Genomic DNA, 19,452 nt, shown 5'->3' with positions numbered 1-19,452 from the left:
AAGAGTCTGGAGGACATCATAAGGGTGTGCCCTCGAAATGGGTAGTTTACAAAAGCCTGGTCGCGCCCGACCAAAGCCGAGTGTCCCGCCGGGCACTGGGCTGTATACTTGCGGCCTATTTGAGGAGCGCTCCATGGTCGAAAATGTTGAACTCAATCGCCTCTACTGGCACAGCCGCCGCGGCATGCTTGAACTTGACGTGTTGCTGGTGCCCTTCGTCAAAGAGGTTTATCCGCATCTGAACCAGGTCGACCGCGACTGCTACGTGCGGTTGCTCGAGTGTGAAGACCAGGACATGTTCGGCTGGTTCATGGAACGCGCTGAATCGGAAGACCCGGAGCTGCAGCGCATGGTCCGGATGATCCTGGATCGTGTCCAGCCCAAGTAAGCTGTTTGAATGCCGCTGGCACGCCTCACGGCAGTTGCTGGCGGCCTATCTGCTGGCGCAACTGCTCGCGCTGGTTTCGTTGTTCCTGCTCTCCATTCCACTCTGGGCCACTGCGCTTGGGGTGCTGCTGTGCCTGGCCCACGGTACGTGGGTCTTGCCGAGGCAGATTCTGTTGAGTCATCCCCAGGCCTTTCGCGGGCTGCGTCGGGATGCCGATGGCTGGCAGTTGTGGAATGAGGCCAGGGGCTGGCAGCCAGTGCAGTTGCGCCCCGACAGCCTGGCGCTGCCACTGATCGTGGTGTTGCGCTTTCGCCTGCGAGGCGGGCGATGGTTCCGATCAGTGTGCGTACCCCGGGATTCGCAGGCGGTAGATGTGCACCGCCGCCTGCGGGTGCGGTTGAGGTTCAGTCGGCGTAGGTGGGCGGCACCAGAATAGTGTCCAGCGCCACCGGCAACAGGTTCGGGTAATCGAGCGTGTAGTGCAGGCCGCGGCTTTCCTTGCGTTCCATGGCCGAGCGGATCATCAGCTCGGCCACCTGGGCCAGGTTGCGCAACTCGATCAGGTCCCGGCTGACTTTATAGTTGCTGTAGAACTCGTCGATTTCATCAAGCAGCAAACGTACCCGATGCTGGGCGCGCTGCAGACGCTTGTTGGTGCGCACGATGCCGACGTAGTCCCACATGAAACGGCGCAGTTCATCCCAGTTGTGCGCAATGATCACGTCCTCGTCCGAATCGGTGACCTGGCTGGCATCCCAGACCGGCAGGTCGATCGGGATCGACACTGCAGGTAGCTGTTCGAGAATGTCCGCCGCCGCTGACCGTGCGTACACAAAGCATTCCAGCAGCGAGTTGCTGGCCATGCGGTTGGCGCCGTGCAGCCCGGTGAAGCTGGTTTCGCCGATGGCATACAGGCCCGGAACATCGGTGCGACCGTGCTGGTCGACCATCACCCCGCCGCACGTGTAGTGCGCAGCCGGTACCACGGGGATCGGCTGTTTGGTGATGTCGATGGAGAATTCGAGGCAGCGTTCGTAGACCGTCGGGAAGTGGCTCTTGATGAACGCTTCCGGCTTGTGGCTGATGTCCAGGTAGACGCAGTCCACCCCCAGGCGCTTCATTTCATGGTCGATGGCCCGTGCCACGATGTCCCGGGGCGCGAGTTCGGCACGCGGGTCGAAACGCTGCATGAAACGTTCGCCGTTGGGCAGTTTCAGGTGCGCACCTTCGCCGCGCAGGGCTTCGGTCACCAGAAAGCTCTTGGCTTGCGGGTGATACAGGCAAGTCGGATGGAACTGGTTGAACTCCAGGTTGGCCACCCGGCAGCCCGAGCGCCACGCCATGGCAATCCCGTCACCGCAGGCGCCATCGGGATTGCTGGTGTAGAGGTAGACTTTGGCGGCACCGCCAGACGCGAGGATCACAAACCGCGCACCGTAGGTGTCGACTTCCCCGGTGCCGCGGTTGAGCACGTAGGCGCCCAGGCAGCGATCGCCGGCCAGGCCCAGGCGTTTTTCGGTGATCAGGTCGACCGCCACCCGCTGCTCCAGCAGTTCAATGTTCGGTCTTTGCCGGGCCTGGGCGAGCAGGGTGCGGAAAATTGCAGCGCCGGTTGCATCGGCGGCGTGGATGATGCGCCGATGGCTGTGACCGCCTTCGCGGGTCAAATGGAATTCAAATCCGCCATCTTCAGTGCCGGACTGCTCGTCACGGGTAAAGGGCACGCCCTGGTCGATCAGCCATTGAATGGCTTCCCTGCTGTGCTCGACGGTGAAACGCACGGCATCTTCATGGCACAACCCGCCACCGGCGTTGAGGGTGTCATCAACGTGGGATTCGACAGTATCGGTATCGTCCAGCACTGCAGCGACCCCGCCCTGGGCCCAGAATGTCGAGCCGTTGGCGAGGTCGCCCTTGCTCAAGACGGCGATGCGCAAATCACCAGGCAAGGTCAGCGCCAGGCTCAAGCCTGCAGCGCCACTGCCTATTACCAGAACATCGTGTTGAAACTGTTGGCTCATTTCAGAATTCCGCACAAAGCGACCCGAGTCGGGGTTGGCGCAAGACTCCGCAACGGCAAGTCAAGGCAGCCACACAGCCCACTAGTATATAGAGGGGGGGAGCGGCACAATAGCCGAGGCGGCATGGCATTGTGAAACTACGATGACAGGAAAAGTCGGACGCTTCGTCGGATGGTTTTTTCACCGGTTCGGCGACAGCATGACTGTATCGTGGATTTAACAGTCGTTTTCTGCTCGAATTGGCCCATTGCTGCTGGTGCAAGGCTATAAATAATTGGAACTTTTGCCAAAGTGCCAAGATCAATAGACCGTTGCCCGAATCAAGGGACAGTGTCGGCTTCAGTGCGGGATCTGTGTTCAGAGGCCTGCCACGTGAATCCGGCGACAAGATTATTCGCGCAGCCGGGTTGACCCGCGCTGCGCTTTTCGTGCGTGCCAAATCAGAGCCCGCAGGAAACTTGCTTGGAGGGGGAGAACTTTTGCGAAAAGCCCGAGTCTATGTTTGCAAGTCTGGTCGTTTAGTTATGCAAGCCTCCTTCGAGCTTATCGAGGAGTGTTCATGCTAACCCAGGAAGAGGATCAGCAGCTGGTCGAGCGCGTTCAGCGTGGCGACAAGCGAGCTTTCGATCTGCTGGTGCTGAAGTATCAGCACAAAATTCTCGGGTTGATCGTGCGTTTCGTGCACGACACCCATGAAGCCCAGGATGTGGCACAGGAAGCCTTTATCAAGGCGTACCGTGCACTTGGTAATTTTCGCGGAGACAGCGCGTTTTACACGTGGCTTTACCGCATCGCCATTAACACGGCGAAGAACTATCTGGTTTCACGCGGCCGCCGGCCGCCGGATAGCGATGTCAGTTCCGAAGATGCAGAGTTCTACGATGGCGATCATGGCCTGAAGGATCTCGAGTCCCCAGAACGCGCATTGCTGCGGGATGAGATCGAAGGCACCGTCCATCGGACCATCCAGCAACTGCCAGAAGATTTGCGTACGGCCTTAACTTTACGTGAATTCGATGGTCTGAGTTACGAGGACATTGCAGCAGTCATGCAGTGTCCGGTGGGTACCGTGCGCTCCCGGATTTTTCGCGCTCGGGAAGCCATCGATAAAGCCCTGCAGCCGTTGTTGCAGGAAAACTAAAGACAGCGGCGACAGCCAAGAGAGGAACGCCATGAGTCGTGAAGCCCTGCAGGAATCGCTGTCCGCAGTGATGGATAACGAAGCGGACGAACTGGAATTGCGTCGGGTGTTGAATGCCTTCGACGATGTTGAAACCCGTGAAACCTGGGCTCGTTATCAAATCGCTCGGGCAGTCATGCACAAGGATCTGCTGCTTCCACGCCTGGATATTGCGGCGGCCGTATCGGCAGCCTTGGCTGACGAAACCGTACCGGCAAAAGCCACTCGCGGTCCATGGCGTAGCCTGGGTCGCCTGGCAGTAGCTGCTTCCGTGACCGTGGCCGTGCTGGCCGGTGTTCGCCTGTACAACCAGGACGAGATCGCCGGTGTCGAATTGGCACAGCAGTCCAACCAGCCTGGCTTGGCCGTTCCTCAGGTCAAAGGCCCAGCGGTATTGGCAGGCTATAGTGAAAGTTCTGAAGCGACTGGCCCTATGGCCAATGGCGTTCTGCAAGGTCAGCCAGGCTGGCACGACCAGCGTCTGCCGACCTACCTGCGCCAACACGCTCAGGAAGCTGCGTTAAAAGGTACTGAAAGCGCACTGCCATACGCTCGTGCAGCAAGCCTGGAAAACCGTTAAGGAGGATCATGCGCGCCATACCTCTACTTTCGCTTCTGCTCAGTGGCTGGTTCGTTGTTCCAGCCCACGCGGATGAAGCCCAGGACTGGTTGACCCGGCTGGGCCATGCCGAGCAGACGCAAAGCTTTAACGGTACTTTTGTCTACGAGCGTAATGGTAGCTTTTCTACCCACAACATCTGGCATCGTGTCCAGGATGGCAAGATCCGTGAGCGTCTACTCCAGCTCGACGGCTCGGCTCAGGAAGTCGTACGTGTCGATGGGCGTACTCAATGCGTCAGCGGCACCCTGATTGCAGGGCTTGGGGAATCCTCCAAGTCTGCTGCTCGTGCACTTGATCCACAAAAGCTCAAGAACTGGTATGAAATTGCCGTGATCGGCAAATCGCGTGTGGCCGGGCGTCCAGCAGTGATTGTTGCGCTGACGCCGCGGGATCAGCATCGCTACGGTTTCGAGCTGCATCTTGATAAGGAAACCGGCCTGCCACTCAAATCATTGTTGTTGAATGATAAGGGGCAGTTGCTTGAACGCTTCCAGTTCACCCAGCTCAATACTTCCGACGTACCTTCCGACAGTGATCTGCAAGCGGGCGCCGACTGCAAGATGATTGTCGCCGATGGCGACAAGGCTTCTGCTGCAAACGTTGCGCAAGCCTGGCGCTCGGATTGGTTGCCGCCTGGGTTTGAATTGGTCAGCAGCTCCGCACACAAGGATCTCCAGACGAAGACTCAGGTCAGCAGCCTGATGTATGGCGACGGCCTGTCTCGATTCTCGGTATTCCTTGAACCCCTGAACGGCGCAGCGGTGACTGACACCCGCACGCAGTTGGGACCCACCGTTGCGGTTTCGCGGCGCTTGACCACGCCTCAAGGCGAGATCATGGTAACGGTCGTCGGTGAGATTCCGATTGGCACCGCTGAGCGAATCGCGCTGTCCATGCGCACCGATGCCACTGCAGCCAAGTAGTGAGTCGATATCGAAATGTTTGGTGAGCATTTCAGTTTGCAAAACAATCCAGAATTTTTTATAGGTCACAGCCTCTCGGCTCTGGCCTTGTTTGTTGTTCCCGGAACAAAAATACCGGCGTATCTTTCCCGGTGTTCCTTGCTCCATATCGCTTAATCATGCTCGTTGTAACGGGAGCCGTATGTCGATACCACGCTTGAAGTCTTACCTTTCCATTGTCGCCACTGTGCTGGTGCTCGGGCAGGCCGTCGCCGTACAGGCGGTAGAGTTGCCTGACTTTACCCAACTGGTCGAGCAAGCCTCGCCGGCTGTGGTCAACATCAGTACCACGCAAAAATTGCCGGACCGTAAAGTATCTGCCGAGGACATGCCCGACCTCGAAGGCTTGCCGCCCATGCTGCGCGAGTTTTTCGAACGCGGCATGCCGCAGCCACGCTCGCCGCGCTCGCCAAGGGGCGATCGCCAGCAGGCGCAATCCCTGGGCTCGGGGTTCATCATCTCGTCTGACGGCTACATCCTCACCAATAACCACGTGATCGCCGATGCCGATGAGATTCTCGTGCGTCTTGCCGATCGTAGCGAATTGAAAGCCAAGCTGGTCGGCACCGATCCACGTTCCGACGTGGCCCTGCTGAAAATCGAAGGCAAGGACCTGCCGGTTCTGAAACTGGGCAAGTCCCAGGACCTGAAGGCGGGCCAGTGGGTGGTTGCCATCGGTTCGCCGTTCGGCTTTGACCACACCGTGACCCAAGGCATCGTCAGCGCCATTGGTCGCAGCCTGCCGAACGAAAACTATGTGCCATTCATCCAGACCGACGTGCCGATCAACCCGGGTAACTCCGGTGGTCCGCTGTTCAATCTGAACGGTGAAGTGGTGGGGATCAATTCGCAGATCTACACCCGCTCCGGTGGCTTCATGGGCGTTTCGTTCGCCATCCCGATCGATGTGGCCATGGATGTGTCCAACCAGCTGAAAAGCGGTGGCAAGGTCAGCCGCGGCTGGCTGGGCGTCGTCATTCAGGAAGTGAACAAGGATCTGGCCGAGTCGTTTGGCCTGGAGAAGCCGGCCGGAGCCCTGGTTGCGCAGATCCAGGATGACGGCCCTGCTGCCAAGGGTGACCTGCGGGTCGGCGACGTGATCCTCACCATGAACGGTCAGCCGATCGTCATGTCTGCGGACCTGCCGCACCTGGTGGGCGCGTTGAAGGCCGGTTCCAAGGCCAACCTGGAAGTGATCCGTGACGGCAAACGCCAGAATGTGGAACTGATCGTTGGCGCGATCCCGGAAGAAGGCAAAGAGCTGGAAACCCTGGCTAAATCCGGCGTCGAGCGCAGCAGCAATCGCCTGGGTGTCTCGGTGGCCGAGCTGACCGCCGAGCAGAAGAAAACCTACGACCTCAAGGGTGGCGTGATCATCAAGGAAGTCCAGGACGGTCCTGCTTCGCTGATCGGCTTGCAGCCCAATGATGTGATCACTCACCTGAACAACCAGGCGATCGGTTCCACCAAGGAGTTCACAGAAATCGCCAAGGCGCTGCCGAAAAACCGTTCCGTGTCGATGCGAGTCCTGCGTCAGGGGCGTGCCAGCTTCATCACCTTCAAGCTGGCGGAATAACACCGGTTGTTGGCTGAATGAAAAACCGCCTCGAGAGAGGCGGTTTTTTTATGTGCGCAGATTGATGCTCGGGCCGCTTAGCCCATCATGTCCTTGACCATCCGTTCCTGTTCCATCAGCTCACGCTGACGCGCATCGATGCGCGACGACAGCGGGAAGTTGCTGCCTGCCTTGCGCTTGGCGAAATCCAGTTGCTGGATGGCCTGGCGATAGTCGCCCACCAGTGCAAAGTACTCGGCACGCGCCTGGTGCAGGCCGATGATGTTGCCCGACAGGCCGCGGGTTTCTGCCACCTGGTACCACACGTCCGGATCATCAGGGCGGGACTTGAGCAGGCCTTCCAGCGCCTTCTCGGCGTCGGCTGCGCGGTTCTGTTTGAGCAGCAGGTCAACGCGCACCTGGTTCAGCGGGTAGTTGCCGGGGTACTGGGTAAGCATCCGGTCAACACGCGTCTGGGCATCCGCCAGGCGATTGTTGGTGATGTCCAGGTCCACTTGCGCCAGGTTGTAGATGATCTCGTTGGGCGACTTGGCCAGCAGCAGCTTGAGGTTCTCCCGCGCTTCGTTCAACTGGCCGCCCTTGATCTGGGCGATCGCCAGGCCATAACGGGCTACGTCGCTTTTCGGATTCTCTTCCAGCTGAGCCCGAAAACGCTTGGCGCCCAGGCCCGGGGTTTCTTCGTAAACCAGTTGCACGCGGGCACGAATCAGCTGGTAGCGCAGCGTATCTTCTATGCCGCCGGCTTTGGCCTGCTCGGCGCGGTTACGGGTATCGGCGATGCGCGATTCGGTGACCGGGTGAGTCAGGAGGAATTCCGGGGGCTTGGCGTCGAAGCGGTACTGGCGCCCCAGGCGCTCGAACATGCTGGGCATCGAGCGCGGGTCGTACCCGGCTTTTTCCAGATTGAGAATGCCGATGCGGTCGGCTTCCTGTTCGTTCTGGCGAGAAAACCGGCGCTGTTCCTGGATCGCCGCCGCCTGGCTGCCAGCAATTGCGGCGATCCCTGCATCGCCGGCACCGGCTGCAGCGATCACGATCCCGGCCAGCAGCGCGGCCATCATGGGCACCTGCATGCGCTGTTGCGCTTCAACGCCACGGGCGAAATGGCGCTGCGACAAGTGAGCCAATTCGTGCGCGAGGACCGAGGCGTATTCGCCTTCGGTCTGGGCATTGAGGAACAGGCCACCGTTGACCCCGACAATCCCGCCGGGCGCCGCAAAGGCGTTGAGCTGCGGGCTGTTGATCAGGATGAACTCCAGGCGCCGGTCATTCACCTGGCTGGTTTCCACCAGGCGATAAACGCTGGATTCGACGTAATCCTTGAGCTGCGGGTCGTTGAGTTGCGAGACCTGGCTGCGCAACAGGGCGAGCCAGGCGCGGCCCAGCTGGTATTCCTGTTGCGGCGAGACGATGGCAGAACTGGCGTCGCCGAGTGACGGCAGGTCGTCGGCGAAGCCCGGTGAGGCGAGCAGGCAAGCGAGCGTCAGCAGGGTAGGGCGCAGAAAGGTCATGCACAAAGCCTTAGTCGACAAAGACCTTACTGTAGCCGGACACTTGCCTTCGGACCAGATATTCTAAGCCGTTCAACCGCCTGACCCGGAGTGATGCAATGACTGAAGCTGTAGCCCATGATGCCGAGCTGGACGCCAGCGGCCTTAGTTGCCCGTTGCCGCTGCTCAAGGCCAAGCTCGAACTCAATCGCCTGGCCAGCGGCGCAGTACTCAAGGTCATCGCCACGGATGCGGGCTCGCAGCGCGACTTTCGCACCTTTGCCCGATTGGCCGGTCATACGCTGCTTCGCGAAGAAGATGAAGCAGGCGTGTACCGCTACTGGTTGAAAAAAGCCTGAATGGCGTTGGGTTCGTTTCTTAAGGATTTTTGATGTTCAAGGTGTTACGCGACTGGATTCAGCGTTATTTCTCCGACGAAGAAGCCGTGGTGCTGGCGGTGCTGCTGTTCCTGGCATTTACCGCAGTCCTGACCCTGGGCGGGATGCTCGCGCCTGTGCTTGCAGGCATGGTGCTGGCTTATTTGATGCAGGGCCTGGTGGTGACGCTCGAACGGCTGCGCGTACCCGGTGGCGCTGCGGTGGGCCTAGTGTTCGCGCTGTTCATGGGTGTGTTACTGGTGTTCATCGTCGTCGTGGTGCCGTTGCTCTGGCACCAGCTGATCACCCTGTTCAACGAGCTGCCCGGCATGCTCGCCAAATGGCAGTCGTTGCTGTTGCTGCTGCCGGAACGTTATCCGCATCTGGTATCGGACGAGCAGGTGTTACGGGCAATTGAAGTGGCACGGGGCGAGATCGGCAATTTCGGCCAGTGGGCGCTGACGTTCTCGCTGTCGAGCCTGCCGCTGCTGGTGAACATCATGATCTACCTGGTCCTGGTGCCGATCCTGGTGTTCTTTTTCCTCAAGGACCGGGAAATGATCGGCGAATGGGTCCGCGGCTATCTTCCTCGTGAGCGGGCGCTGATCACCCGCGTGGCCCATGAAATGAACCGGCAGATTGCCAATTACATCCGCGGCAAGGTCATCGAGATTTTCATTTGCGGCGGCGCGACCTACATCGGCTTCGTGGTGCTGGGCCTCAACTACGCAGCGCTACTGGCGTTGCTGGTCGGCATCTCGGTGGTTGTGCCCTACGTCGGCGCCGTGGTGGTGACGGTGCCGGTCTTGCTGATTGCGCTGTTCCAGTGGGGCTGGAGCGATCAGTTCATCTACCTGATGGCAGTCTACGGCATCATCCAGGTGCTGGACGGCAACGTGCTGGTGCCGCTGCTGTTCTCGGAAGCGGTGAACCTGCATCCGGTAGCGATCATCTGCGCAGTGTTGTTGTTTGGCGGGCTGTGGGGCTTCTGGGGGGTATTCTTTGCGATCCCCCTGGCGACGCTGTTCAAGGCCGTGCTGGATGCGTGGCCGCGCAAGGAGCCGGTGGTGGCGCCGCTGCTTTAGGCTGTAAAAGATCGCAGCCTAAAGCAGCTCCTACAGGATTTCGCAAATTTCTCTGTAGGAGCTGCCGAAGGCTGCGATCTTTAAAGGGTCACGCTTTATTCAAGGCCTGCGCCGCCGCCAACACCGCATCCACATGCCCCGGCACCTTGACCCCCCGCCACTCCTGGCGCAGCACACCGTCCTTATCAATCAGGAAAGTGCTGCGATCCACCCCCATGTACTCCTTGCCATACAGCTTCTTCAGCTTGATCACATCAAACAGCTGGCACAGCGCTTCTTCCTTGTCGCTGATCAGCTCGAAGTTGAAAGCCTGCTTGGCCTTGAAGTTCTCATGGGACTTGAGGCTGTCGCGGGACACACCGAACACTTCGGTGTTAGCCGCCTTGAACGCCTCGAGCTGATCACGGAAGCCCTGGCCCTGGGTCGTGCAGCCTGGCGTGCTGTCCTTGGGGTAGAAGTAGATCACCACCTGCTTGCCCTTGAGACTGGCGAGGTTGACGGTTTGCCCGCTGGTGGCGGGTGCTTCGAAGTCGGCAACCGGTTGGTCGATGGCAACGGCCATGAAAAGCTTCCTTACATTGGGTTCTGTGGGCGCCACGGTTCGATCAGTGCGTCCAGGTTCAGCGCATCGGCGAAATCCAGGAACTGATCGCGCAACCAGCTGATCTGCACGCCGGCAGGCAGGGTCACGGTAAATGTGGCGTTGAGCATGGTGCCGCCGGTCTGAGGCGCCTGATAGGTGTCGCAGGTGAGGTTTTCCAGCTCGACGTTATGGTCCATGAAGAACTGGCACAGCTCGTTGATGATGTCCGAGCGATAGGCGGAGCTGACGTAGGCGACGTATGGCAGGGCCTGAGGACGATTCTCCAGGGCGGCGCTGCGCACTACGTTGACGGTGAAGGCGTGCTTCTTGGCCAGGCCCGACAGGCTGCCTTCGAGGCGAGCCAGGGCGTCCCAGCTGCCGGAGATCTCGAGGACCAACGCACTGCACTCGCCATGACGGGTCAGGCGGGAGGTGACCACGGCGCAGCGATTTTCATGGCTGGCGCGGCACAGGACGTTAGTCAGCTCCATAGGGTTGGCGCCGAGGGCACTGATGACAAGGAATTGTTCGCGAACTGTGGGGGTGGACATGCAGCATTCCTAAAGCGATGAGCGGTCGATACCTCAACGGGCTTTTTTTACCGTGCACGAGCCTGCGGATGCGAATTCAGAAAACCCGATGGCAGGTTGCAACGTGCTCTATTGAGGCAAGAGCGAAGGGTGGCAACGCTGGATCGGGGCTTATGATGCCGAAAATGGAGGCTGGAACCCGGCGTACGAGCTTATCAGTACCGATCAAAGTCTGAAGGGTAGCGAAAAGCGGCGCCAAGGGGAATGGCAGCAGCGCAGTACTTCGCTTGTACAAGCATCTTGGCGCCAGTACCATTACCGCTCTCTTTTTCCGGCAGGAGCGGTTGCATGATTGCGGGCAGTATGGTGGCACTGGTCACACCCATGGATGCACAGGGTCGTCTCGACTGGGACAGCCTGAGCAAACTGGTGGACTTTCACCTGCAAAACGGCACCCACGCCATCGTGGCGGTCGGCACTACAGGTGAATCGGCCACCCTTGACGTGAACGAGCACATCGAAGTGATTCGTTTCGTGGTGAAGCAGGTTGCGGGGCGCATTCCGGTGATCGCCGGTACGGGCGCCAACTCGACGCGCGAAGCCATCGAGCTGACCACCAACGCGAAGACCGCGGGTGCCGACGCCTGCCTGCTGGTGACGCCGTATTACAACAAGCCGACCCAGGAAGGCCTGTACCAGCACTTCAAGGCCATCGCCGAAGCTGTCGACATCCCGCAGATCCTCTACAACGTGCCTGGCCGCACCGCGTGCGACATGCAGGCCGACACGGTGATTCGCCTGTCGACCGTGAAGAACATCATCGGCATCAAGGAGGCCACCGGCGACCTGTCTCGTGCCAAGGCCATTCTCGATGGCGTGAGCGAAGACTTCCTGGTGATCTCGGGTGATGATCCGACCGCCGTCGAACTGATCCTGATGGGCGGCAAGGGCAACATTTCGGTGACCGCCAACGTGGCCCCGCGCGCCATGGCCGACCTGTGCAACGCCGCTCTGAAAGGCGACGCCGTCACGGCTCGCGCCATTCACGAAAAGCTGATGCCACTCAATAAAACCCTGTTCATCGAATCCAACCCTATTCCCGTGAAATGGGCGCTGCATGAAATGGGCTTGATGCCGGACGGTATCCGTCTGCCGCTCACCTGGCTCAGCACTGCCTGTCACGAACCGCTGCGGCAGGCCATGCGCCAGTCCGGCGTCCTGGTTTAATTGAGGAAGTACTACGCATGAAGCGATTGGCCGGACTTTCCGCACTAGCCGTGATCATCTCCAGCACCAGTGGCTGTGGATGGGTCTGGGGCCCGGAAGGTTATTTCCGTGACCGTGGTAGCGATTACCTGGAAGCGCAACAGACTGCACCGATGCAACTGCCACCGGATGTCACTACCGCCAAGCGCCTGGACCCGTTGCTGCCGATCCCGCGCAACGTGGCCGATGACTCCGTCAAGGGCGAGTACGTCGTGCCCCGTCCGCAACCGCTGACCGCGGCGGCTGACGCCAGTGCCTACTCGTTGCAGAAGAGTGGTGATACCCGCTGGATCGTCGCGCAGAACCCGCCGGCAGAAGCCTGGCCAGTGGCCGTGCAATTCTTCCAGGACAACGGCTTCCGCCTGGACGAACAGCGCCCGCAAACCGGCGAATTCACTACCACCTGGCAGCATTCCGACGAACTGTCCGCCGCCATGGCCAAGCGCCTGAGCGCGGCAGGTGTCGGCAGCGACAGCGAAACCCGCGTGCGGGTGCGCATCGAGCCGGGCGTGCAGCGCAATACCAGTGAAATCTACGTGGTCAGCGCCGAACGTCCTGCGGGCAGCACTGCCGATGTCGAGTTCACCAACCGTTCGGTCAACACCGGCCTGGACGCGGCACTGGTCGACGACATGCTCGCGAGCATGAGTCGTATCTCCGAGAAGGGCGGTTCGGTCTCCATGCTGGCTTCGCGTGATTTCGATACGCCAAGCCGCGTCAGCCTGAGCGAAGACGGCAGCGGCAACCCGGTCCTGAACATCGGCAACGACCTGGACCGCGCCTGGTCGAGTGTCGGTCGTGCGCTGGAACAGGGCGAATGGCGAGTGGAAGACATCAACCGCAGCCTGGGCCTGTACTACATCAACCTGGCTGAAAAGGCCGAGAAGAAAGACGACAAGCCTGGTTTCTTCAGCAGCCTGTTCGGCAGCGCGCCGAACAAGGAAGAAGTTGAAGCCCGCGCCGAGCGTTATCAGGTTCGCCTGAGCAAGGTGGGTGAAAACGTCCAGGTCACCGTCGAGAAGAACATCAACACCGTGGCGCCAGCTGATGTGGCGCGCAAAGTGTTGAGCGTGATTCAGGACAACCTGGGCTGATCTCATGCGTTTTGCCGTTCTCGGCAGCGGTAGCCAAGGGAACGGCACGCTGATAGCCAGCGCTGATACGTATGTGCTGGTGGATTGTGGTTTCTCCCTGCGGGAAACCGAAAAACGCCTGTTGCGCCTGGGTGTGAACCCGGCGCAGCTGAGCGCGATACTCGTGACCCACGAACATGCCGACCACGTGCATGGCGTGGGTTTGCTGTCTCGGCGCTACAATCTGCCGGTCTACCTCAGTCGCGGTACCCTGCGCGGGATGCGCAAACCCATTGAACCTGCTGGCCTGCTGGCCGGCGGCGAGCAACTGCAGATCGGCGCACTGAGCATCGGCGTCATTGCCGTGGCCCATGATGCACAGGAACCGACGCAGTACGTGTTCAGCGATGGTGAGCGGCGCTTCGGCCTGCTGACCGACCTGGGGTCGTACTGCAACAGGGTGCTGGATGGCTACAAGGACCTCGATGCATTGATGATCGAGTCCAACCATTGCCGTGACATGCTGGCTCGCGGTCACTACCCGTACTTTCTCAAGCAGCGGGTGGGCGGCGAACTGGGACATTTGAATAACCACCAGGCGGCATTCCTGGTGTCCGAGTTGGGCTGGCAAGGCCTGCAACACCTGGTCCTGGCCCATCTGAGCAGCAAGAACAACCTGCCGCAGCTGGCCCGGCAATGTTTTGTCGACACCCTCGGGTGCGACCCGGACTGGCTGCAACTGGCCGATCAAGATTCAGGGCTCGACTGGCGACACATCGCCTAGCCCACCTACTTAGCAAGCGGAGCCCATCATGGAAAAACGTGAAGAACTCTACCGCGGCAAAGCCAAATCGGTTTTCAAGACCGACGACGCTGACCGCTTGATCCTGCTGTTTCGCAACGACACTTCGGCGTTCGACGGCAAGCGCATCGAACAGCTCGACCGCAAGGGCATGGTGAACAACAAGTTCAACGCCTTCATCATGCAAAAACTCGAAGCCGCCGGCGTGCCGACCCAGTTCGACAAGCTGCTGGGCGACAACGAGTGCCTGGTGAAGAAGCTCGACATGATCCCGGTCGAGTGCGTCGTGCGTAACTACGCCGCCGGCAGCCTGGTCAAGCGCCTGGGCGTCGAAGAGGGCATGAAGCTCAACCCTTACACCTTCGAACTGTTCCTGAAGGACGACGCCAAGGGCGACCCGTTCATCAACGAATCCCACGTCGTGGCATTCGGTTGGGGCACCGCCGAGCAACTGGTTCGCATGAAAGAACTGTCGCTCAAGGTCAACGAAGTGCTGAGCAAACTGTTCGACGACGCCGGCCTGCTGCTGGTCGACTTCAAACTGGAATTCGGCGTATTCAGCGACGGCTCCATCGTCTTGGGCGACGAGTTCAGCCCGGACGGCTGCCGCCTGTGGGACAAGGCCACCGGCAAGAAAATGGACAAGGACCGCTTCCGCCAGGGCCTCGGTGACGTCATCGAAGCCTACGAAGAAGTCGCCAACCGTCTGGGCGTACCGCTTTAATCGACGCAAGCATCTGATACCACAGAAATATTTCGCTTAGGGGCTTCGCATCCGGCGAAAGTGTTGTTATGATGCGCGCCGTTGGAGAGATGCCAGAGTGGCCGAATGGGACGGATTCGAAATCCGTTGTACCTTCACCGGTACCTAGGGTTCGAATCCCTATCTCTCCGCCATTACATAGAAAAAGCCCCGTAGCTGAGAAGTTACGGGGCTTTTTCGTTTCTGCAGGTTCCTCTCGGGCGTTAGCAGGCACGCCTACTAAAGGGGGTTAACAATCGGTATTCACCGGCGGCCACCTCCGCAACACCTTGTGTACATCATCTACTACTGCCTTGCTCATCGCGGTCAGGTAGTGCGCTGCCCAGGCGTTTCTATCTGCGTCTTTGTCGTCACTAGCGTTAGCAGTCAACAGCTTGGCCAGGCCCAAAAGATCAGAGGCTTGCGCCAGAGCATTCCCGATAGGCACGCCAGGGTTCACGCGAAACAGCGGCTGGTTGGCGCAATAGTGGAACGGGGTGAGGCCAATGGTCGTCAGTTCGGGTTTGTCGCTCATCTGCCACCCCCTTCAATGAAGCAGGTGAGATCGAGCCTTGGCGCTTGATCAGATTCGGAACTAAGTTGAGGGGAACGACCTCGTTTGTTCGGATTTACAGTTTCCATGTCTAGCTCCGCGACTTGGGGAGCGTGACTCGTCGGGTTACCAAGCTCGATCGCTGGATTTCCAGCGACCTCATGAGGGTATACCGACGCAACTCACGCCATCAAGGCGCTAGCCTGGTGAAGCACACAGCAAAGCAGATTCGTACGCAACTCTCGAAATTTGCCTACAACTAAGCCGAGAGGCACCCCGATATTCTTAGGACCTCACAAGACGGTCGAAACCCGAAGCTAAAAACGCCTACTTTCAACTTATGGAAAAGTGGTGTTTTTGCGCATGCTTCAGGGGCGGCAGTTCATGCATCAGCGAGGTTACAAGCTGCTGCCCAATCTTTATTGGTATCTCTCGCTCCAGCGCTGCACGCGACAGTCGCTGTAAAAGCACAGCTTGCTAACAAGAGTATTAATCAGTGGGTAGCTGATGTTCTTGATCGTGAAGCACGTGTCTGACGAGTCTTCTTCCCAGTGGTGAGCCGCAAGGCTCGCTCAAATTTATCATCGGCCAATACAGAGTCTCGTTGATCCAGAATGATCTCCTCGGCTTGTTTGAAAGCTCCACGGCCTCCATTCGATAAAAAGGTCTCTGTTGTTTTTTCTCCTGTCCGTCCCCTCGCTATGTTTTTCGCTCCCGCATTTTTATGCTTGCAAGAATGCGAATGAGCGACCGCTGATCGTTATATGGCCGATTGTTCCCACTGAGTGGGAAACCTGTTTCAGTTAATGAGAAACATCATGCCACCATGCAGGCAATAGCATGGGGCCAACAATGAACTACAACACGCCAACCGATCGCTTGCTGCAAATCCTCGTAACCTTGGGGCAATCCGGCGAGGCGATCTCCGCCAAAGAGCTCTCCGAGCAGTTGGCACAGCCGCTCAGCAGCATCTATCGCCATCTAAAAACCCTCCTGCGCTGGGGCCTGGCCGAAGAAAACGGTCACGGGCGCTACTTGCCGGGGCCTGCCTGTTTGCAACTGGCCAAAAAGTTCGACCGCGAAGCGGTGTTGGTGACGTTGGCCAAGCCCGAACTCAAGCGCCTGGCCGAGCAAACCCAGGAAAGCGTTGCGTTGATGGTGCCCAGCAACGGCCAGGCCATTTGCATTGAGCTGATCGACAGCCCGCAACCGCTGCGCTGCTGCTACCAAAAAGGGTTGGCGCAACCATTGCTGGTGGGCGCTTCGGCGCGGGTGTTGCTGGCGCACATGGATGAGGCGCAAAGCCTGTCGGCACTGCTGGCCCAAGGCGTCGACAGTGGCGACGTTGCGACCTATCAGCGCAGTTTTGCCGAGATCCGGGCTGCCGGTTACGCCGTGAGTCAAAGTGAAATCGACGACGGCATCTGGGGGGTCAGTGCGCCTTTGATCGACAGCCGCGACCGCCTGCAAGGCGCTATCAGCCTCATGGCCCCTGCCTTCCGGGCTCAACAGCGCACTGAACGCCTGATCCGCTGGACCCGGGATGTGGCGCTGCGTCTGAGCGCCCGGCTCGACTGAATTTGAATGGAGTTTCAAACATGACCGTTGTTCCTGACATGCCATTGTGGACGGGTCGCATTGACGACGCCGAAGGGCAAGGCGCGCTGCGCTGGCACCAATGGGTCAAACCCTTCGCGCAAAACCAGCCTGCGGGTGTCGCACTGGTTGGTTTGGCCTGTGATGAAGGGGTCAAACGCAACCAGGGCCGCACCGGTGCACGCCAAGGCCCGACAGAACTGCGCAAGGCTTTAGCCAACCTGGCGTGGCACGGCCACGCGCCGGTGTATGACGCCGGCGATGTGGGTTGTACCGACAGCAACCTCGAAGGCGCACAGCAGAGCTACGCCCACCACGTCAGCGAGTTGCTCGATCAGGGACATTTACCGCTGGGGCTGGGTGGTGGCCATGAAATCGCTTTTGCAAGTTTTAGCGGTCTGGCCGATCACTTGCGCAAACGCACGGCGAAGGCCCGTATCGGTGTACTTAATTTCGACGCGCATTTTGACTTGCGCCTTGCCGAACAAAGCAGTTCAGGCACCCCTTTTCGCCAGATCGCCGAGTATTGCCAGCGCGCTGAAATGCCCTTCACTTACGGCTGCCTGGGTGTCAGTCAGCTCAACAATACTCAGGCACTGTTCGAGCAGGCGCAGCGGCTGAATGTGCGTTTTCGCCTCGACCGTGAGATGAACAGCTGGGACGTTACCGCCTGCGAAAGATTCATCGATGATTTTTTGCAAGATGTCGATTACCTCTACATGACCATCTGCCTCGATGTTCTGCCCGCTAGCCAGGCGCCCGGGGTCAGTGCGCCGTCTGCCCATGGCGTGGACATGCAAATCGTCGAGCATCTGGCGCGCTATGCCAAAGCCAGCGGCAAATTGCGCATGGCCGACATCGCCGAACTCAACCCCAGCCTTGATATCGAAAACCGAACCGCCCGCATTGGCGCGCGTCTGCTCGCAAGCCTGATTGATTAAGTTTTCGAAAATCCCTGAAACCACTTGTTAAATCATAAGAAAAAGAGAAATTCGCCATGCTGACATTCGAACTGGATGCGCTGAGTACCCTTGCTCTCGCGTTGCTTCTCCTGGGCTTGGGTGCACAACTGAAAAAACGCAGTTACTGGCTGCGCCAACTGTGTGTTCCCGCACCGGTGATTGGCGGCTTTGGTTTTGCCCTGCTGATCTGGCTGCTACGCAGCCAGCAGTGGCTGAACCTGACCCTCGACACCAGCTTGCAAACCCCGTTGATGGTAGCGTTCTTTACCACCGTCGGTCTGGGCGGCAGCCTGGGCTTGCTGCGTAAAGGCGGCAAGTTACTGTTTATCTACCTGGGGGCGTGCTGGGGCTTGGCGCTGGTGCAGAACGTAGTCGGCGTAAGCGTTGCCAAACTGTTGGGTATTGATCCGTTACTGGGGATCATGGCCGGTGCGGTGTCCCTGGAAGGCGGTTTTGGTGCGGCGGCGGCATTCGGCCCGATTGCTGAAAACCTCGGTGCCGTCGGCGCGACTACTGCGGCGCTGGCGGCCGCGACCTTTGGGATGGTGGCGGGCGGTTTGTTGGGTAGCCCGCTGGCGCGCTGGTTGATTGAGCGCAACAAACTCACGGTTGAAGCGCAAGCGGTGGGCAGCCTCAAGGCGTTTGAAGACGTAGTCCACAACCCGCCTGCCGCGCTGGATGCACCGACTCTGTTGCGCTTGTTGACCTGCATCGTGGTGATCATGGTGCTGGGTTTGTGGTTGGGCGCCAGCTTGCAGCAACACTTGGGCATCGTGTTGCCCAGCTATGTGGGCGCGATGTTTGTGGCGATTATTTTGCGCAACCTCAATGACCGCAGCCAGGCGATCGAGATGCCGGACCATGCTGTCAGCACCATTGGCGACGTGTGTTTGGGCATGTTTCTGACCATGGCCATGATGAGCCTTAAGTTCTGGGAGCTGGAAAAGCTGGGATTGCCGCTGCTGGTGATCCTGGTGGTACAAGTGGTGATCATGATTTTGCTGTGCGTATTCGTTTTGTTCCGCCTGTTTGGCCGTAACTACGACGCTGCCGTCCTTTGCGCAGGCTTCATGGGGCACGGGCTGGGCGCTACACCCAACGCCGTGGCCAACATGGGGGCCATCTGTGACCACTACAAAGTGTTCTCGTATAAAGCCTTTATCATCGTGCCGTTGTGCGGTGCCGTGCTGATCGACATTGTGGCCATCCCGATGATCACCTGGTTTATCAACGCCTTCAGCTAGGGGCGGCCTCATTTGGACCCGTGATATCCGTCATTTTGTCGAAGCGGTACTCTGGCTTGCTCGTACGGTCTCGCCATGGCTTGGTTTTCGGAAACCTACGGTCATGGGCATAGAGTCCAAGTGCACTAAAGTTGCTGGGCCGGCAATGGCATTTGGGTGCAGATGATGCAAGCACTTGCTGCCGATGCAGATCTGGAGCACTTGATGGTGGATGGGAGCATCGTGCAGATTAATCAGCACGGTGCGACCAAAAACAGCCGAGGACATTTAAGTCACGGGCAAGTCCCGGAGGGGGACTGAGCACCAAAATAAATTTATTCTGCGTTCGATGAGGGTATCTCCACGTGGCCCATGCCTAATACCCTGAGCACTACATCGTGCATTGGGCGCCAAGTCACGC

General features: G+C 59.0%; 20 protein-coding genes, 1 tRNA gene and 1 pseudogene. 17 read left to right on the top strand and 5 right to left on the bottom strand.

The features are described 5' to 3' along the window. Positions 1 to 133 precede the first annotated feature (133 nt). Together EQV97_RS06520 and EQV97_RS06515 are read left to right on the top strand one after the other, a co-directional pair. Positions 134 to 388, top strand: coding sequence for a succinate dehydrogenase assembly factor 2 (locus EQV97_RS06520; RefSeq protein WP_045058777.1), 255 nt, complete (start codon positions 134 to 136; stop codon positions 386 to 388). Next, positions 372 to 824 carry a protein YgfX gene (locus EQV97_RS06515; RefSeq protein WP_240888707.1) on the top strand — a complete coding sequence of 151 codons (453 nt, stop codon included), beginning with the start codon at positions 372 to 374 and terminating at the stop codon, positions 822 to 824. The genes EQV97_RS06520 and EQV97_RS06515 overlap by 17 nt, the downstream gene beginning before the upstream one ends. Here the strand turns inward: EQV97_RS06515 and nadB are convergent. Then, positions 793 to 2,409, bottom strand: a complete 1,617-nt coding sequence (nadB, locus tag EQV97_RS06510; RefSeq protein WP_122837817.1) for an L-aspartate oxidase — start codon at positions 2,407 to 2,409, stop codon at positions 793 to 795. The genes EQV97_RS06515 and nadB overlap by 32 nt on opposite strands. 559 nt (positions 2,410 to 2,968) lie before the next feature. Here nadB and rpoE point away from each other — a divergent pair. The 4 genes from rpoE (at position 2,969) to EQV97_RS06490 (ending at position 6,749) form a co-directional block, all read left to right on the top strand. Beyond that, positions 2,969 to 3,550, top strand: coding sequence for an RNA polymerase sigma factor RpoE (gene rpoE / locus EQV97_RS06505; protein ID WP_007944079.1), 582 nt, complete (start codon positions 2,969 to 2,971; stop codon positions 3,548 to 3,550). Between the two features lie 31 nt (positions 3,551 to 3,581). Then, positions 3,582 to 4,169, top strand: coding sequence for an RseA family anti-sigma factor (locus EQV97_RS06500; RefSeq protein ID WP_122837818.1), 588 nt, complete (start codon positions 3,582 to 3,584; stop codon positions 4,167 to 4,169). Between the two features lie 8 nt (positions 4,170 to 4,177). Further along, positions 4,178 to 5,134 carry a MucB/RseB C-terminal domain-containing protein gene (locus EQV97_RS06495; protein WP_240888706.1) on the top strand — a complete coding sequence of 319 codons (957 nt, stop codon included), beginning with the start codon at positions 4,178 to 4,180 and terminating at the stop codon, positions 5,132 to 5,134. A 181-nt stretch (positions 5,135 to 5,315) separates the two neighbouring features. After that, positions 5,316 to 6,749, top strand: a complete 1,434-nt coding sequence (locus EQV97_RS06490; protein ID WP_122837820.1) for a DegQ family serine endoprotease — start codon at positions 5,316 to 5,318, stop codon at positions 6,747 to 6,749. Between the two features lie 77 nt (positions 6,750 to 6,826). On the opposite strand, the gene EQV97_RS06485 is transcribed toward EQV97_RS06490, so the two are convergent. Then, the gene (locus EQV97_RS06485; protein ID WP_225571089.1) at positions 6,827 to 8,260 is read right to left on the bottom strand and encodes a M48 family metalloprotease; all 1,434 of its coding nucleotides are present in this window, start codon (positions 8,258 to 8,260) and stop codon (positions 6,827 to 6,829) included. 98 nt (positions 8,261 to 8,358) lie between these two features. On the opposite strand from EQV97_RS06485, the gene EQV97_RS06480 reads away from it, so the two are divergent. Continuing rightward, positions 8,359 to 8,598: a sulfurtransferase TusA family protein gene (locus EQV97_RS06480; protein ID WP_045058771.1), complete on the top strand. Its 240-nt coding sequence runs from the start codon at positions 8,359 to 8,361 to the stop codon at positions 8,596 to 8,598. Between the two features lie 32 nt (positions 8,599 to 8,630). Then, positions 8,631 to 9,701 (top strand): AI-2E family transporter, encoded by a 1,071-nt coding sequence (locus EQV97_RS06475; protein WP_122837823.1) that lies wholly within the window; start codon positions 8,631 to 8,633, stop codon positions 9,699 to 9,701. Between the two features lie 88 nt (positions 9,702 to 9,789). Here EQV97_RS06475 and EQV97_RS06470 read toward each other — a convergent pair whose 3' ends face one another. Beyond that, entirely contained in the window at positions 9,790 to 10,263 is a 474-nt protein-coding gene (locus EQV97_RS06470) for a peroxiredoxin (protein WP_045058769.1), read from the bottom strand. Positions 10,264 to 10,274: 11 nt separating this feature from the next. Beyond that, complete coding sequence (locus EQV97_RS06465; RefSeq protein ID WP_045058768.1) at positions 10,275 to 10,835, bottom strand: glycine cleavage system protein R; 561 nt, start codon at positions 10,833 to 10,835, stop codon at positions 10,275 to 10,277. Positions 10,836 to 11,162: 327 nt separating this feature from the next. Here EQV97_RS06465 and dapA point away from each other — a divergent pair, with 327 nt between their 5' ends. The 5 genes from dapA to EQV97_RS06440 all read left to right on the top strand — a co-directional run bounded on the left by dapA (position 11,163) and on the right by EQV97_RS06440 (position 14,852). Beyond that, entirely contained in the window at positions 11,163 to 12,041 is an 879-nt protein-coding gene (gene dapA / locus EQV97_RS06460; protein WP_045058767.1) for a 4-hydroxy-tetrahydrodipicolinate synthase, read from the top strand. A gap of 17 nt (positions 12,042 to 12,058) precedes the next feature. Further along, positions 12,059 to 13,174 carry an outer membrane protein assembly factor BamC gene (gene bamC / locus EQV97_RS06455; protein ID WP_045058766.1) on the top strand — a complete coding sequence of 372 codons (1,116 nt, stop codon included), beginning with the start codon at positions 12,059 to 12,061 and terminating at the stop codon, positions 13,172 to 13,174. 4 nt (positions 13,175 to 13,178) lie between these two features. After that, positions 13,179 to 13,937: an MBL fold metallo-hydrolase gene (locus tag EQV97_RS06450; RefSeq protein WP_045058765.1), complete on the top strand. Its 759-nt coding sequence runs from the start codon at positions 13,179 to 13,181 to the stop codon at positions 13,935 to 13,937. A 28-nt stretch (positions 13,938 to 13,965) separates the two neighbouring features. Further along, the gene (purC, locus tag EQV97_RS06445) at positions 13,966 to 14,679 is read left to right on the top strand and encodes a phosphoribosylaminoimidazolesuccinocarboxamide synthase (protein WP_008034929.1); all 714 of its coding nucleotides are present in this window, start codon (positions 13,966 to 13,968) and stop codon (positions 14,677 to 14,679) included. Positions 14,680 to 14,762: 83 nt separating this feature from the next. Continuing rightward, positions 14,763 to 14,852, top strand: a tRNA-Ser gene (locus tag EQV97_RS06440). 95 nt (positions 14,853 to 14,947) lie between these two features. Here the strand turns inward: EQV97_RS06440 and EQV97_RS06435 are convergent. Continuing rightward, a complete protein-coding gene (locus tag EQV97_RS06435; RefSeq protein WP_240888705.1) occupies positions 14,948 to 15,232 on the bottom strand; it encodes a DUF3077 domain-containing protein in 285 nt (94 codons plus the stop codon). A gap of 437 nt (positions 15,233 to 15,669) precedes the next feature. Between EQV97_RS06435 and EQV97_RS06430 the strand changes: the two are divergent. The 4 genes and pseudogenes from EQV97_RS06430 to gltS all read left to right on the top strand — a co-directional run. Then, positions 15,670 to 15,786: pseudogene (locus EQV97_RS06430) on the top strand (toxin-antitoxin system HicB family antitoxin); the annotation flags it as partial. Between the two features lie 316 nt (positions 15,787 to 16,102). Further along, positions 16,103 to 16,828, top strand: coding sequence for an IclR family transcriptional regulator (locus EQV97_RS06425; protein ID WP_122837826.1), 726 nt, complete (start codon positions 16,103 to 16,105; stop codon positions 16,826 to 16,828). Between the two features lie 20 nt (positions 16,829 to 16,848). After that, positions 16,849 to 17,787, top strand: a complete 939-nt coding sequence (gene hutG / locus EQV97_RS06420; RefSeq protein WP_201148599.1) for a formimidoylglutamase — start codon at positions 16,849 to 16,851, stop codon at positions 17,785 to 17,787. A 56-nt stretch (positions 17,788 to 17,843) separates the two neighbouring features. Further along, positions 17,844 to 19,052 carry a sodium/glutamate symporter gene (gene gltS / locus EQV97_RS06415; protein ID WP_201148598.1) on the top strand — a complete coding sequence of 403 codons (1,209 nt, stop codon included), beginning with the start codon at positions 17,844 to 17,846 and terminating at the stop codon, positions 19,050 to 19,052. The last annotated feature ends 400 nt before the right edge of the window (positions 19,053 to 19,452 follow it).

Origin of the sequence: Pseudomonas sp. TMW22090 (assembly GCF_022496665.1) — a bacterium.
Taxonomy (GTDB): Bacteria; Pseudomonadota; Gammaproteobacteria; order Pseudomonadales; family Pseudomonadaceae; genus Aquipseudomonas; species Aquipseudomonas gregormendelii.
The sequence above is the reverse complement of the archived record's forward strand: the minus strand, read 5'-3'. Positions and strand labels throughout refer to the sequence as shown.

Excerpts from the sequence above, each read along its gene's own strand:
- EQV97_RS06495 (WP_240888706.1), top strand. The coding sequence starts at position 4,178 with ATGCGCGCCATACCTCTACTTTCGCTTCTGCTCAGTGGCTGGTTCGTT.
- gltS (WP_201148598.1), top strand. The coding sequence starts at position 17,844 with ATGCTGACATTCGAACTGGATGCGCTGAGTACCCTTGCTCTCGCGTTG.
- bamC (WP_045058766.1), top strand. The coding sequence starts at position 12,059 with ATGAAGCGATTGGCCGGACTTTCCGCACTAGCCGTGATCATCTCCAGC.
- EQV97_RS06435 (WP_240888705.1), bottom strand. The coding sequence starts at position 15,232 with ATGAGCGACAAACCCGAACTGACGACCATTGGCCTCACCCCGTTCCAC.
- EQV97_RS06470 (WP_045058769.1), bottom strand. The coding sequence starts at position 10,263 with ATGGCCGTTGCCATCGACCAACCGGTTGCCGACTTCGAAGCACCCGCC.
- dapA (WP_045058767.1), top strand. The coding sequence starts at position 11,163 with ATGATTGCGGGCAGTATGGTGGCACTGGTCACACCCATGGATGCACAG.
- nadB (WP_122837817.1), bottom strand. The coding sequence starts at position 2,409 with ATGAGCCAACAGTTTCAACACGATGTTCTGGTAATAGGCAGTGGCGCT.
- EQV97_RS06475 (WP_122837823.1), top strand. The coding sequence starts at position 8,631 with ATGTTCAAGGTGTTACGCGACTGGATTCAGCGTTATTTCTCCGACGAA.
- hutG (WP_201148599.1), top strand. The coding sequence starts at position 16,849 with ATGACCGTTGTTCCTGACATGCCATTGTGGACGGGTCGCATTGACGAC.
- purC (WP_008034929.1), top strand. The coding sequence starts at position 13,966 with ATGGAAAAACGTGAAGAACTCTACCGCGGCAAAGCCAAATCGGTTTTC.
- rpoE (WP_007944079.1), top strand. The coding sequence starts at position 2,969 with ATGCTAACCCAGGAAGAGGATCAGCAGCTGGTCGAGCGCGTTCAGCGT.
- EQV97_RS06490 (WP_122837820.1), top strand. The coding sequence starts at position 5,316 with ATGTCGATACCACGCTTGAAGTCTTACCTTTCCATTGTCGCCACTGTG.
- EQV97_RS06500 (WP_122837818.1), top strand. The coding sequence starts at position 3,582 with ATGAGTCGTGAAGCCCTGCAGGAATCGCTGTCCGCAGTGATGGATAAC.
- EQV97_RS06425 (WP_122837826.1), top strand. The coding sequence starts at position 16,103 with ATGAACTACAACACGCCAACCGATCGCTTGCTGCAAATCCTCGTAACC.
- EQV97_RS06520 (WP_045058777.1), top strand. The coding sequence starts at position 134 with ATGGTCGAAAATGTTGAACTCAATCGCCTCTACTGGCACAGCCGCCGC.
- EQV97_RS06450 (WP_045058765.1), top strand. The coding sequence starts at position 13,179 with ATGCGTTTTGCCGTTCTCGGCAGCGGTAGCCAAGGGAACGGCACGCTG.
- EQV97_RS06465 (WP_045058768.1), bottom strand. The coding sequence starts at position 10,835 with ATGTCCACCCCCACAGTTCGCGAACAATTCCTTGTCATCAGTGCCCTC.
- EQV97_RS06480 (WP_045058771.1), top strand. The coding sequence starts at position 8,359 with ATGACTGAAGCTGTAGCCCATGATGCCGAGCTGGACGCCAGCGGCCTT.
- EQV97_RS06485 (WP_225571089.1), bottom strand. The coding sequence starts at position 8,260 with ATGACCTTTCTGCGCCCTACCCTGCTGACGCTCGCTTGCCTGCTCGCC.